This window comes from Paenibacillus lacisediminis (assembly GCF_046567315.2).
This window is the reverse complement of the sequence record NZ_JBKIAX020000019.1, coordinates 34,989-48,890: the sequence shown is the minus strand read 5'-3', so window position 1 is coordinate 48,890 and position 13,902 is coordinate 34,989. Positions and strand designations below refer to the sequence as shown.

12 protein-coding genes and 2 tRNA genes are annotated in these 13,902 nt (G+C 53.9%); 7 read left to right on the top strand and 7 right to left on the bottom strand.

Going from position 1 to position 13,902, the window contains the following annotated elements:
• Positions 1-174: 174 nt before the first annotated feature.
• The gene (locus ACLD72_RS26870; protein ID WP_458476242.1) at positions 175-2,268 is read right to left on the bottom strand and encodes a bacterio-opsin activator; all 2,094 of its coding nucleotides are present in this window, start codon (positions 2,266-2,268) and stop codon (positions 175-177) included.
• 622 nt (positions 2,269-2,890) lie between these two features.
• Between ACLD72_RS26870 and ACLD72_RS26865 the strand changes: the two genes are divergently transcribed.
• Positions 2,891-6,322, top strand: a complete 3,432-nt coding sequence (locus ACLD72_RS26865; RefSeq protein WP_458476241.1) for an S-layer homology domain-containing protein — start codon at positions 2,891-2,893, stop codon at positions 6,320-6,322.
• 371 nt (positions 6,323-6,693) lie between these two features.
• On the opposite strand, the gene ACLD72_RS26860 is transcribed toward ACLD72_RS26865, so the two are convergent.
• The 3 genes from ACLD72_RS26860 to ACLD72_RS26850 form a co-directional block, all read right to left on the bottom strand.
• Positions 6,694-6,766 (bottom strand) — tRNA-Lys (locus ACLD72_RS26860).
• A gap of 14 nt (positions 6,767-6,780) precedes the next feature.
• Positions 6,781-6,856: transfer RNA gene (locus tag ACLD72_RS26855), tRNA-Ala, on the bottom strand.
• A gap of 125 nt (positions 6,857-6,981) precedes the next feature.
• Positions 6,982-7,746, bottom strand: coding sequence for an ArsR/SmtB family transcription factor (locus tag ACLD72_RS26850; protein ID WP_411003231.1), 765 nt, complete (start codon positions 7,744-7,746; stop codon positions 6,982-6,984).
• Positions 7,747-7,945: 199 nt separating this feature from the next.
• Between ACLD72_RS26850 and ACLD72_RS26845 the strand changes: the two genes are divergently transcribed.
• Entirely contained in the window at positions 7,946-8,146 is a 201-nt protein-coding gene (locus tag ACLD72_RS26845; RefSeq protein WP_411003230.1) for an NADPH-dependent FMN reductase, read from the top strand.
• Positions 8,147-8,324: 178 nt separating this feature from the next.
• Here ACLD72_RS26845 and ACLD72_RS26840 read toward each other — a convergent pair whose 3' ends face one another.
• Positions 8,325-8,642: a DUF2642 domain-containing protein gene (locus ACLD72_RS26840; RefSeq protein WP_411003229.1), complete on the bottom strand. Its 318-nt coding sequence runs from the start codon at positions 8,640-8,642 to the stop codon at positions 8,325-8,327.
• Between the two features lie 160 nt (positions 8,643-8,802).
• Between ACLD72_RS26840 and ACLD72_RS26835 the strand changes: the two genes are divergently transcribed.
• The 5 genes from ACLD72_RS26835 to ACLD72_RS26815 all read left to right on the top strand — a co-directional run bounded on the left by ACLD72_RS26835 (position 8,803) and on the right by ACLD72_RS26815 (position 11,796).
• Positions 8,803-9,090 (top strand): Dabb family protein, encoded by a 288-nt coding sequence (locus ACLD72_RS26835; protein ID WP_411003228.1) that lies wholly within the window; start codon positions 8,803-8,805, stop codon positions 9,088-9,090.
• A gap of 11 nt (positions 9,091-9,101) precedes the next feature.
• Complete coding sequence (locus ACLD72_RS26830; protein ID WP_411003227.1) at positions 9,102-9,530, top strand: DUF86 domain-containing protein; 429 nt, start codon at positions 9,102-9,104, stop codon at positions 9,528-9,530.
• Between the two features lie 208 nt (positions 9,531-9,738).
• Positions 9,739-10,110: a YtxH domain-containing protein gene (locus ACLD72_RS26825; protein ID WP_411003226.1), complete on the top strand. Its 372-nt coding sequence runs from the start codon at positions 9,739-9,741 to the stop codon at positions 10,108-10,110.
• Between the two features lie 160 nt (positions 10,111-10,270).
• The gene (racE, locus tag ACLD72_RS26820) at positions 10,271-11,086 is read left to right on the top strand and encodes a glutamate racemase (protein WP_411003225.1); all 816 of its coding nucleotides are present in this window, start codon (positions 10,271-10,273) and stop codon (positions 11,084-11,086) included.
• Between the two features lie 80 nt (positions 11,087-11,166).
• Positions 11,167-11,796, top strand: a complete 630-nt coding sequence (locus tag ACLD72_RS26815) for a TraX family protein (RefSeq protein ID WP_411003223.1) — start codon at positions 11,167-11,169, stop codon at positions 11,794-11,796.
• A gap of 47 nt (positions 11,797-11,843) precedes the next feature.
• Here ACLD72_RS26815 and ACLD72_RS26810 read toward each other — a convergent pair whose 3' ends face one another.
• A complete protein-coding gene (locus ACLD72_RS26810; RefSeq protein ID WP_411003222.1) occupies positions 11,844-12,818 on the bottom strand; it encodes an ABC transporter ATP-binding protein in 975 nt (324 codons plus the stop codon).
• A 12-nt stretch (positions 12,819-12,830) separates the two neighbouring features.
• On the bottom strand, positions 12,831-13,889 hold the full coding sequence (locus ACLD72_RS26805) for an ABC transporter ATP-binding protein (RefSeq protein ID WP_411003221.1): 1,059 nt from the start codon (positions 13,887-13,889) through the stop codon (positions 12,831-12,833).
• Positions 13,890-13,902: the final 13 nt, after the last annotated feature.

Here is a 13,902-nt window from a genome sequence, read left to right as displayed (position 1 = left end):
ATACTTTCCTGCCGAGCGAATTATTCTAAATTTGAATGGTTCTTTATAGGTATGCAGGGTTAGGCATAGGGGTGATTGGCGGAGAAAAGGGCAGAAGGTGCAGGCGCCGCGCGGAAAAACAGGCAGCCGACCCGGGCGGATCGGCTGTGAACAGGAGTGAATTCGCATGCAACATCAGACCAGATGTGACAGCACATGGGCAAAATGCTCCAAAGCGGTCCGGGAATGGCGGTAAAATGTCGTCCGGCTCATATGGAACCGGGCGGCGAGCTCGTTTTTGTTCCACTCTTTCCGCAAAAAACTTTCCCTGAGGATTTGCTGTTCCAGCTTCGTTAGAGGATAGGCGGGGGACGCGGCCGTCAATAGATCCAGCACGTTTTTTTGCAAGACGGCAGCGGGCAGATGCAGGGCATGAACGGCCGGGATCCGTTCCAGCTGTTCGGTATCGTACAGCCGCTCCAGGATTTGTTTTACGGCCTTGCCGTCGATCATTACGGACAGGTCTTGGCCCGCTCCGGGCATTGGTCCGTTTGGCGCATGGTCTGCCGGGCCGGTCTGCCGGATTACCTTTTGCACCCATTCCTCAAACGCAGCTTGCCGAAAATCGAGCTCCCATCGCGTCAGTCCTCCCGATTCTGCGGGGCCTTCGAGCTTGATCCGGCCGGTTTCCTTGAAGCCCAGCAGAGAAAATAAGCTGTTTAAATTCGGATCTGCGGTGATATTGATGCCCTTAAATCCGCGGGTCATAAAAATCAGCCATTGCCGCATCAGCAAAGCGCCCAATTCCTCGGGACGGTAAAGGGGATGCCGGATATTCACTGCGGCGAGCAGCACGCAGATCGTGTCGGAAGCTTCCGCGGGGAGACTTAGCAGCTCGGGAGCCTCCTCACCAAGTATGGAGCTAAGCCGGGGAGCGTAACGTTCCAATAGCGGCGTCGTCCCGGCATGCAGCCAGAAGCCGGCACAAAACGCCAGCGGGGTTCCTTCGGAATCGCGCACGACAAAAATCCCCTCGGGATGTTCGGTGGCGATAGTTTCCAGCAGCTCGTGATATTCTCGCGGATCGACCAGTTCGGATTGCCAATCGGAGTTGGAAATCGACCAGGCCAGAAACCGCTGCAGGTCGGGCAAATCCTCCGCACGATAAGGGCTGTGTTCCTGCGGCTTCAGGGTGGACGAAAAATCGGCGTAGGCATGGGCTGCCGGCAGAAACTCGCGGTAAAGCTCCAGCACATGGGCGGCAATCTGCATTTGCCGGCGTTTATCCGCCAGCCGGAATTGTTCGGCGAGCAGCTTGATCACATGAAGTTGCTGCTGCTGAAACTGACTTGGGTTTCGCCGGGCGTGCTCTTCCCGCAAAAGGCGGGCAACGACATGGTGCAGGGACAGGCCATATGGAGTGCTGCGGATAAAGGACAGCTTCCTGAGCTCAAAATAGCCGGAAGCGGTTAGCGGATCGTCCAGCAAATTGTTGATGGCAGGCTGGTCGGCTGCCGGCAGCAGCGACAGGACGGTTAACGCTTGGAACAGAGAAGGGGAAGCGACTTCTTTTAAAAATTCCGCGCTAAGTATGCTGGGGATTTCCCGGATATCCCCTTCCCGGGAACGCTGCAAGTCCACGATCATCGCCAGCAGCAGGGGAAGGCCCTCCGTTTTTTGCGCGATTTCCTTTTGCACGGCTTCTTCCAAACCGCTATCACGCAAATACTCGTGTATTTCTTCTCGCGAAAAAAGCTTCAGGGGAAAAATATGCATGCGCCCGTCCAGAAGAGGGTTCGTGCGCCATTTGACGGGAAGGCCGTTTCGCGAGGCGAAGACAAGCAGCACCCCCGCATCTTTCAGTCTCGGCAAAAAGTTGGAGAGCAACCAGCCTTCAATCAGGTCCAAACGTTCGCAGTTATCCATCACCAAAACGGACCGCTGCTTGGACAACTCCGCTACCAGGTAAGGCAGGAGGGGAACATCCGGGTCCCTGAATCTGCCGTATTCGTTTTGCAGGCTCATTTCCAGACTGGATAAAAAAGCTCCGGAAGTCGCAAGCTCGGATTGACCATCCAGCCACAACGCAAGCAGCGAAGCTTGTTTGGCCTTACGGAACATTTCCGTCAGCAGCGTTGTTTTGCCGATGCCGCCGATGCCGGAAACCGCAAATAGCCGCAAATCCCCACTGGGGTCCGCCACCCACTGCTCCAGAATGTTCATTTCCCGGGAAAAGCCGATCACTGGACGGCGGGCAATTTCATTTTTTTCGGTCGATAACGATTCCATTCCCCATCTTCCTTCTATATTTAAAATCTGAAACAAAAATGAAACATCATGATCATGCCATTATATTACACTATGAGATACGACTATTAAAAATAAAAATTCGTATTTTTTAAGATTATAGAATCTATAATCGTGGGGGAAAACTACCGCAAAACGCGGTGTGGCAGCTCAGAGAGTACGTCGATAGACGTTTTTCTTAACCCTATAGAATTTATAAAATTTCGGTCAAGGTTGAGGGCGATGCTCAGGTAGAGAGGGGAGGAGAAGAGGGAACTGGAGGGGGCTAAGGGACACCAGAGCCGTTATTTTTGGAAAAACGGAGGTTTGCAAGATGTAAACGGACACAGAAGACCTTATTTACCTCAAATCGGACTGGATGAACGGGTTTAGAGCGAAATAGGGCCGCCTGTGTCCGTTAGGCTGGGAAATACCCGGGAAATGGGCGGATAAGGTCGCTGGTGTCCGTTAGAGCAGCGTCCATAGTTATGTAAGAGCCTCCAATCGCTCCAAAGTAGAAGTCAGAGCCGCTAAAGGGCGCCGTCAGGCGTTTTTCTCACGTATCTATTACTTGTAAAGGGGATTCAATATGACAAAACGCTTATCTGCTTTATTAGCTTTACTAATGATATTTACGATATTTGAACCATGGGGAATCCGTGCCGTCCAAGCCGAAGCTGCTGTCTCAGCGCCGTCCGAAGCGGATGGCTGGGTTCAAATATTCACGGCGGAGCAACTCGTTTATATCGATCAAAACCAGGAGGAATATCTAAACCGGAAGATTCGCCTTGAGAACGATATTGATTTAGCCGGTCATGACTGGATTCCTTTCGGCGGCAACGAACATGCCGTATTTAGCGGTGTTTTTGACGGAAGGGGCCATTTGATCTCCGGTATTAACGTCATCGACGATGAGCGGGAAAATGTCGGATTTTTCGGCAGCACAACCGGTGTGATCAAGAACCTGGGGGTAGATGTTCATATCGAGGGAGGCGCCTATACCGGCGGACTGGTCGGTCTGATGAGCGATGGCAGCATCGACCGTGCTTATGTAACGGGTAGCGTTAAGGGAGGGACGAACGCCGATCCGGCTGCGGTTACTGGCGGATTGGCAGGAGGGGCCATAGGCGAAATCACTCGCTCCTTTTCTTTGGCATCCGTCGTTAGCGGTACGGCCCCCAACATCTATGCCGGCGGGTTGGTCGGCGCTCAAGGCAGGGGCGGGATCAGTGATTCGTATGCGTCAGGAAATGTATCGAACCAGACCGGCGATAATTATTATCTCTTCTCTAGCGGTCTTGTGCCTCATATCGTTTACGGCAGCGTTCAGCGTACTTATGCGACCGGGTATGTCGACAAGTCCAATTTAGCGGGGGCGTTCAACTCGTTGATCGCCGGATTGGTGAGCCTAGCCGATTTCGCAGGTTCTTTCGTTGCGGACTCCTTTTTCGACATTGTTACTACCGGGGTAACGGCAGGCAGCGATCCGAGCGGAGCGAACGCCCGGGAGACGAGCGAGATGCGGCAACAATCCACATATGCGGATGCCGGCTGGGATTTCACGAAGACGTGGGCGATCAATCCCGCGGTGAATAACGGGTATCCTTACCTAAGACCGGCGATTCTAACTGAAGATTTACCGAATGCGGTCAAAGATGTACCTTATTCGGTTTCGCTTGCGGGATTTGACGGTGCAAGAGGCGGAATCGCCTGGAGCGCGGCCGGCCTTCCCGACGGTCTGAGCCTAATCGGTACGGGGATGCATACGGCGGTGCTTCAGGGTACGGCCGAGCAGTCCGGCACGTACAGCATCAATATCACGGTAACGGATGCCGGAGGCGCCACCGATCGTGCGACGCTCCAGTTGACGGTTAAAGCGCAAGCGCCTGAGATAGCCGCCTTCAATGTTAACCCCGGCGACGCGTACCAATCCGCCAAAGTGACGGCTGAGCCTCAAGGCGCGGATCATTCGTTTGCCTATACACTTAGCGAGTCGGCGGATGTTCGGCCGCTGCTTGGCACCGATCTACCTGCTGACGCTGTGGCGTACCGATTAGGAGAGGACATTCCGGACGTCACTCCGGGGCAGTATTTAAACGTATATGAGGCGGATTCGAATGGCTTGATCCAGGCTTGGACCAGCGTCCGGCTTACGGCTGCCGATATTCAGGCGCGGGTTCGCGTCACCAGCGTTAGGCTGGATCCGGATCGGCTGACACTTGTCTTGGGCCAGGCGCCGCAAAAGCTTGCCGCCGTCGTCCTGCCCGAAGGGGCGGCCGAGCCTGCGCTGATTTGGAGCTCCAACGCACCGGAGGTGGCCGAGGTCAATGAAAACGGCGAAGTCACTCCGGTGGCGGCGGGCGAAGCTGACATCACGGTCACGACCGTGGACGGCTCCTTCACGGCAACCGCCAAGGTGACCGTGATGCCGCCTCCGACAACCGCCGGAACGGTGACGGGAGCCGTTTACGGAACGGGGGAAACCCCGCTTTCCGGGGTTACGGCCGCCGTGTACGGCAACAGCGCCACGACCGACAGCCAAGGGAACTTTACTTTGCTCAACATTCCGGAAGGAAAGCAAACCGTTACGTTTACGGCTTCAGGATATAAAACCTATTTCCTGATCGTAAACGTCACTGCGGGCGAGATCACGGATGTGGGCCGCATCGCGATGACGAGCGAAGATACGCCGGAAAATCCGGGTGATCCTGTTGACCCAACTGATCCGACCGATCCGGTTGATCCAACGGATCCAACCAATCCGACTGATCCGGGCACACCGGGGGGTTCCGGTTCCTCGGGATCGCACCGCTCCCGTTCCTCAGCCGTTATGGACAAGCCGCAAGATGTTCCGGCGCCAGTTTCAACCATGACGATTGAAATCAACGGGAAGGAAGCCAAGGTTAACGTCGTAAAAGAAACGGCAAACGACGGGAGAACTATAACGCGGCTCATCCTGGACGGAGCGCTCCTAAGCGCCGCATTTGCATCACAACGCGAAGTCATTATTGCCGTTAACGGCCCGGATCCGATCACCATAGCCGACATTCCGGTAGAAGCTTTACGGGAATCGCTCTTAACGCAGCCGGAGGGGATTCTGCAGATACACGTCAGCGGCGCGAGTTATGGCCTTCCGCTGCACGTCATGGGCACCATATCCGGCGGATCGGTCCTAAGCGTCACCATCGCCAAACAGACGGACGCCGCTGCGGGGGAACTGCAAGTAGCGCTGGGCGAACAAGGTTACCAAATGCTTGCGGCACCGGTTGAATTTTCGCTTACCTTAGACGGCAAGGAGTTGGCGGATACGGGAGCGGTTTACACGGAACGCTCGATCAAGCTAAATAGCGGGGTTAATCCCGCCAAGTCCACCGCAGTGTGGGTGGATGCAAACGGGCGGGCGCATTTTGTGCCTTCGGTATTTAAAGTGGAAGGGGACGGAACCGAAGCTTTCATCTATGCGCCGCATAACAGCATGTATACCGTGGTTCAAGCGGAACGCACTTTTTCGGATGTCCAGGGACATTGGGCGCAAACCGATGTTGAAATGCTCGCGAACAAGCTTGTCCTGACCGGCGGCTTTGAAGGGCGTTTTACGCCCGACGGTCAAGTCACCCGCGCCGAATTTTCAGCGATGCTCGTACGGTCCCTGGGGCTTCGCGAAAAAACAGGCCAATCCGCTTTTAACGACGTTCCGGCGGGCGCCTGGTACGCAGGGGCGGCGGAAGCTGCCTTTGCTGCCGGGCTCATTAACGGGTATCCGGACGGTTCGTTTAAGCCAAACGCGCCGATCACCCGCGAGCAAATGGCGGCGATGATCGCCCGCGCCGTAAGCTTCGCCGGGGAATTGCCGGGGACGGATGCCCTTTCGCTTGAGCGCTTTTCCGACCATTCCGGTATTGCGGGGTGGGCTCAGGAACCCGTCAAGCAATTGCTTGCGGCAGGGATGATCGAAGGGACGCACAACAATGCGTTTGCTCCGGACGAGCTGGCCACCCGCGCCCAAAGCGCCGTTTTGCTGAAGCGCACGCTGGAATACCTTGAGTTTATCAATTAATACACGAAAAAAAGAAGCGCCCTTAGACGGCGGAAGCGGCAAGCAACCGTTGTAAGGGGGCTTCTTTATAATGACTAGTCGAGAATTTTCGGCCGCCCCCCGCCGAAGATAACGGTAATTTTAGGCGTTATTTTTGATATTCCGGCCCTTGTCGTTGTAATAGCGGAATTTTTTGTTCTTATCTTACCGATAACCCTTGGAAAAAGCTCTAATCCACCTCATCTGATGACTATAGCGGTAAAAAATTCCTTTATTTTGGCAAAACTCCATTCATTGCTAAAATAGAGACCTTTTTTACCGCTATTTCCGCGGTCAAACCGTGACTATCGCCAACATAAACAAAAAAACGGCATATCTGCCGTTTTCTTCTATGGATCGTCAGGGACTCGAACCCTGGACCAGATGATTAAGAGTCAACTGCTCTACCAACTGAGCTAACGATCCTCAAGATGTAATTATGGTGGAGCCAAGGGGGATCGAACCCCTGACCTCATCGCTGCCAGCGATGCGCTCTCCCAGCTGAGCTATGGCCCCGTGAGCGACTATTTTAGTATATAAAAATGATAGCCAGGTGTCAAGCTATTTTTAATAAAATGTTCTATGAAAAAGAACCATGTTGATCACACGGCTCTTTTTCAGTGTATTTCAACATGATTTGATTATTCGCTTGCCAGCATTTCACCGGTTTCCAGCAAAGTTTTTAATCCCGAAATGACGATCGGCAACCCGTTTTCAAGAATCTTTGCGGTGCCGGCGGCTTGTTCGAATTCATCATGTATAACCGTTACGAGCGACACGCCTTGAAACTCGCCGTGCGGATCGATTTCCCATGTGATGCGGGACGCCGTGTCGTTTTCCGTGCCTGGGAGTGAAATAAAGCGCCAGTTCACTACGAGTTTTCGCGGAGGGTTAATCTCAAGAATGGTGCCCTCGACTTTTTTCTCTTCTCCATCCCATAGTTCGAATGGCGATCCGTCCTCCCAGGAGGAGCAAATGGCGCAATTGAACCAAAACTTTGAGGTTTTGGCCGGATCCGTAATGGCCTGCCATATTTGTTCCGGCTTTGCTTTAATTGCTATCCGGTGTATATTCCGGGGTTTGTTTGCCATGTTCATTTCACTCTTCAATTCATATTGAAGTGAGGTTAAGCCAATCGTCCATGGTTCGGCGTACTTACTCACCCATCGTTCATAAATTTGCCGGATCGGTACCGCGTTTAAATAATGCAGCTTTTCACGGCCAACTTTCCGCGTTGTAATGAGTCCCGCTGCTTCCAGAACATTAAGATGCTTCATGACGCCGAACCGGGACATGTCAAGCGGTGCGCAAAGATCGTTCAGCGTTCGCCCGTCCGAGGCGTGAAGCAGATCCAAAAGCTTGCGGCGGCTGGGATCGGCCAGGGCCTTAAAAATGTCATTTTCCAATCGGAACAACTCCTTTCTAAAAAATTTAAAAATACAAATTTTGAATCGCTTTACATGTTACCATTTGGTAACGTATTATTGATTCATGAGAGGTTACTTTATAGTCACATATTAGCATGATCGGATTTGTTTGTCAGCCGGCGGCATACCTTTCCCTGTATTCCCAATCAATCTGATGAAAAGAAAGGTGAGATTAAAGATGAAAGTAATCATGATCGCAGGAAGCAACCGAACGAACGCGACGAGCACAACCCTGCTCAAGTACATCGAAGGTCTGTTCAAAGCAGAGCGCATTTCGGTCCAATTTGTGGATTTATCAAAGCTGCCGTTACCGCTATTTTCGGCGGATAATTGGGATTTTCACCCTAACGTCCAGCATATGCTTGATGCGATTGGTTAGGATAACCCAATTCCGTGAATTCCTCGTCGCTGACGGGAAAATCGCCGAACACCGCGGCTGGATCGATATGATAACGATGTGGCACCAAATTCGAGGCGAAGGGGTATGATCTAAATGGCCTTGTAGTCTCGCAAAAAAAATCCGGCCAATGATTAGCCGGAAGCAAAAGATGGAAAAATCAGTTCTTTCTCAAGCGAATCGCCGTAATTCTGGCGGAGGGCACGATTACGCGCTGCCCAAGCTCGTCGCTCAGGTCCAGGGAATCGCTTTGCACGGAGATCAAAATTCCGCGCAGGGCCGAGTTTGACGTTTCGATCGAAATGTTCTGGCCTACCGATTGCGACAGTTTTTGCTGCGTGTACGGATCCGGAAAAGAGGCTGCGGCGATGCTTTCCTCCAGCCGCTCGACACGGCCGGTCAGCAGTTCCAGCTGCGCTTGAAGCCTGCGAATCCGTCTGCGCAGCGGGCCGTTAAGAAGGAAGCGAAGGATGCTCATTAGGTGTCACCCCCTCTATCAAAAATGGTCTCTATCGAAAGAGACACTATATAGTATGTTGATAGATTCATAGCGTGCGGGTGCTCGTCTTTCCTGCGGATATCGGTTATGTTATATTTTTTACAGATACCGAAATTGAGCACAGGGGGAGACTTTAAAGATGATTAAGCATATCGTTTTGTTTAAATTAAAAGACGCATCGCCGGAAAGCGTGGAGCGTACGGCCGCGGTGCTGCGCGGTTTGGAAGGCAAGGTAGAGCAACTGCGCGGGCTGGAGATCGGCATCGACGTGGTCCGCTCCCAGCGTTCCTATGACATCGCGCTGATCGCCACCTTTGATTCACTGGAGGATCTGGAAGGATATCAGGTTCATCCGGAGCATAAAAAAGTGATCGAACATATGAACCAGGTCCGGGAAAGCCAGGTGGCCGTCGATTTTGAATTTTAGGAGGAATCGCCGTGTATTACGTAAACCGGGAACAAATCGAACGCAGGCTGGAGCTTTTGCCCGAGCTGGATCAGGTTTTGCGGGGAGCGGCCAAGGCGCAGCAGCCGTCTTTGACGGAGCGTTATGCGGAGGAACGCGCCCTGCATTTGGCGGTGGAAATCGTCACCGACGTCGGCAGCTACTTGATCGACGGCTTTATTATGCGCGACGCCAGCAGCTATGAGGACATCGTGGACATCATTTTTGACGAGAAGGTGATCGATTCCGGGCAGCATGCGGTGTTAACGGAATTGGTACGACTCAGAAAACCGCTGGTGCAGGACTATTATGCCTGGGACCGCGCGCAGGTTCGCGGGCTGACGGAGCGGCTTCCCGGCATTCTCGCCGCTTTTGCGGATAGCGTACGGGACTATTTGACCCGTGAGGGCATTACTTCCTGAAGCAAACGGGCTAATCATGACAAGCCGGTAAAAATTCGGACTCGTCCGGTGTGACCAATTTGGGCGCCGCTGCTTATATATAAATTAACTATATAGGCATTCGCCCTGATCCCTGGTTAACCGGCAGTCCGCAAGCGACGGAAGTCTGCAAGCGACTCCCGCACCGCTTTCGTATGGGCAGGGAAATGCCGGCAAGGAGAGATGAGCCGTGAGCAAAGGAAACAAAGGTTGGTTGTGGGGTGCCGCTGTCGGCACGATCGTCGGTTCGGTGGCTGCACTGTTGTTTGCTCCGAAACCCGGACGCGAGCTGCGTAAGGATATCGCGGATGGAGCGCGGCAGGTCGGCGAGAAAACGCAGGAGATCGCCGGCAAGGTGACGGAGCAAGGCGCTGTCCTGGTCGGCAAAATGAAAGATAAGGCCGAAGGAATCATCAGCGATATCCAAGCGCGTCGTGCCGGCCATGTTCCGGAAGAGGAAGAAGCACAGACGGCACAAGCGTCAGGATTTGCGGACGATATCGCAGACGAAGCGGAAAAGGGCGCGTCATTGGCCGGCGCCGCGTCCAAAGAAGAATCCTAATCAGGTGAAGAGGACCCCGTTTAAAGGGTCTTTTTCTATGTTTAGGGAAATGGCTGAATCCTTGTTCCGCCCTCTAAATTGAGTTAATATTTAGGTACGCTTTGCGCACCAATTTCATAAAGTAACGGGAGAGAAGTAAACTACAAACGAAGGATGCGGTATGTTCGTGCAGCAAGCCATCGCTATACTAGACTCGGGAGTGGGAGGCCTCACCGTCTGCAAGGAAGTCATGCGGCAGCTTCCCAGAGAGAAAATTATTTACTTCGGAGATACGGCCAGAGCTCCCTACGGTCCCCGTTCTCCCGAAGAAGTCCGCTTGTTTACCGAGCAAATCGTCGATTATCTCATTCAGTTCGATCCGAAAATGATCGTCATCGCCTGTAATACGGCAACGGCGGCTGCGCTGGATTATATTAAGGCGAAGGTCAAAATTCCTGTCATCGGTGTGATTCATCCCGGTTCCAGGGCAGCCATCAGCGCCACCAAAACGGGGAAAGTCGGGGTGATCGGCACGATCGGCACCATTTGCAGCGGCGCTTACGACAAGGCCCTCCGCGAACTCAACCCGCAAATCGAGATCGTCAGCGAAGCTTGCCCCGACTTTGTCCCCCTGGTCGAGCGAGGGCTTTATGAAAATCCTGAGGCGTTGTACGTCGTCCAGGACTCGCTGCGGGATATGAAGGAACATCCGATCGATTGCCTGATTCTGGGCTGCACTCATTATCCTTTTTTAAAACAGCCGATTCAGCAAGTCATGGGTCCCAAAGTCAAACTGATCAGTTCGGCGGATGAAACGGCCAGGGAGATCAGCACGGTTTTGCATCAAAAAGGCTGCTTGGCGCACGGGGACGGAATTCCGGTGCATCAGTTTTTCTGCAGCGGCGATCCAGGGATTTTTCGCAAAATCGCCCGGCAATGGCTGGGCGAGCAGATCGAGCTGACGCCTATCGTGTGGCAGGTGTTCAGCACCATCTGAGCGCGCCTTGAAACCTTTGGCGGGACGTTCTCCCGGCCGAAGGTTTTTTTCAAAATTGTCATGAAAAGGGGGGGCAGGCCATGCAATTCATAGCGATGATCACGATGTTGATCGACCATATCGGGCTGCTGTTTTTTCCAGGAGAAATGCTGTGGCGGATCATCGGAAGAATCGCGTTTCCCCTTTATGCCTACGCCTTAGTACAGGGGCATGTCTACACTTCCAATTACCGGAGATATATTTCCCGCTTGTTTATCATTGCCGTATTGTCGCAAATCCCCTATCAGCTCGCTTTCAACACCAACGGCCTGAACGTCGTCGCCACGCTTTTCGCCTCTTCCCTGGTTCTGAGGCTGCTGGATTCGGTCAAACCGGGCATTGTATCCGCTCTCACGATCGCGGCCGCCTGCGTCATCATGGAGGTCTTGCCGTTCGACTACGGCGCCTACGGCCTGCTTCTCGTATTGATTTTCAAATATGCGGACAAGAGCGGAAGGGTTGTGATGCATTTGCTCCTGAACCTGGCCTATCTCCTGGCCTACGGCTGGGTGATTCAACTGGCCAGCATCGTTCCGACCCTGGTGATTGCGTACGGTCCTGGGATGTGGAGAAGATTGGAGTCCTGGACGCTGCCGCGCTGGGTGTGGCGGGCTTTTTATCCGGCGCATCTGGCCGTTTTGGCGGTGGTGGTTTATATTTTGGGGAGGTAACGAAAAAAAGCGCGAGCAGCAAGGGAGGAGGTTCCCCTGTGCCCGCGTTAATAAATGATGACCGGTTCGGGCGGGGAAGCGGCAGTCGTGTTCAGTCTTTCGTATTTGGCTTGAAATGCGGGGATTTCGGCCGGATCGCAGTAAACGTAGCGGCCTGGGACCACCTCGTGCAGTCCGCTTGTTTCATTGTCCGCCCGCGGTTCGTAGACAAGCCGCTGCCGCGTTTGTTCAAGATCGGGGTCGGGATAGGGAATGGCGGAGAGCAGGCTTTCCGTGTAAGGATGCAGCGGGAAGCGGTACAGCTCCTTGGCCGGCCCGAGCTCCACGATTTTTCCGCGATACATGACCGCGATCCGCTGGCTGATATATTTAACCATCGATAAATCATGGGCGATAAACAGATACGTCAGCCGTTTTTCCCGCTGCAATTTTTTCAGCAGGTTGACGATTTGGGCTTGAATCGACACGTCTAGTGCGGAGATCGGTTCGTCGCAAATGATGAATTTCGGCTGGACGGAAAGTGCGCGGGCAATGCCGATCCGCTGCCGCTGCCCTCCGGACAATTCATGGGGATAACGGCCTGCATGTTCGGGTGTGAGCCCGACCGTTTCCAGCAGCCCGGCAACCTGCAGCTCGCGATCCTTGGCGTTGCTAGCCAGACCGTGCGCGTCGATACCTTCGGCGAGTATCTCCCTGATTTTCATGCGGGGATTCAGTGAGCCGTAGGGGTCCTGATAGATCATCTGCACGTCGCGGCGGAATTGCTGCCAGTGTTTTTTTCCCCGGAGAGCGGACAACTCCACCCCGTTAAAATAAATGCGTCCGTCCGTCGGTTGATATAAGCGGATAATCGTTCTTCCTGTGGTGGACTTTCCGCAGCCGGACTCGCCGACGAGCCCAAACGTTTCGCCTTCGAAGATGGAGAAGCTGATGCCGTCCACGGCCCGGATCGTCCCGGAACCCGAGCGGAAGTGCTGCTTCAGCCCTTCGACTCTGAGCAGTTCTGCTTTGTTTCCTGTCATACGCATCCCTCTCTATTCGGCATTTTGCGCGCTGCCTTGCTTTCGGTTACGGTAATAACGGTGACGGCCCGCGATCGCATCGGGCACCGCGACACGAGGAGCGCGCGGGTCCAGCAGCCAGGTTGCCGCGAAATGGGTCGGTGAAATTTGGAACATCGGCGGCTCCGCATGTACGTCTGCCGTCAACGCATAGGGATTCCGCGCGGCAAACGCGTCTCCCGGAGGCGGGTCCAGCAGATTCGGCGGACTTCCCGGGATGGCGTACAGCTCCTCGTCTTCGGTGTCCAGCGTCGGCATGGAACGAAGGAGACCCCAGGTGTAGGGGTGCTGGGGATGATAGAAAATTTCCTCCACCAGGCCGATTTCAACGATTTTTCCCCCATAAACGACGGCGACTCTGTCCGCGACGTTGGCGACGACCCCGAGATCGTGCGTAATGAAAATAATCGAAGTGTCCGCCTTTTTTTGGATATCCTTGAATAGCGCAAGGATTTGCGCCTGGATCGTCACATCCAGCGCCGTTGTCGGCTCGTCGGCAATCAGGATCTCCGGATTGCAGGCCAGCGCGATGGCGGTGACGATGCGCTGCCGCTGTCCTCCCGAAAACTGGTGGGGGTAATCGTTCAGACGGTTTCGGCCATCGGGAATGCCGACGAGCTCAAGCAATTCGGCTGCTTTTTGTCTGGCGGCGGTTTTGCCCAGCTTCTCGTGGAGAAGCAGCGGCTCGGCCAGTTGATAGCCGATCGTCAGCGTCGGATTTAGCGATGTCATCGGATTCTGAAAAATCATGGAGATTTTTTTGCCGCGAATCCTTTGCAGCTCCCGGCTGCTTTTGGCCAGCAAGTCTTCTCCTTGAAACCGTATTTCGCCGCCTTCGATGACGGCGTTTTTGGCGAGCAGCCCCATGATGCTCCGGCAAATCACGGATTTGCCGGACCCCGACTCGCCCACCAGCGCCAGCGTTTCCCGTTTTTTCAGATGCAGCGACACGCCGCGGACAGCTCTCACCGTTCCGGCGAATGTCCGAAACGAGACATTTAAATCGTCGATCTCCAAAAGATGGTCGGTCATTTTGGTTCTATCT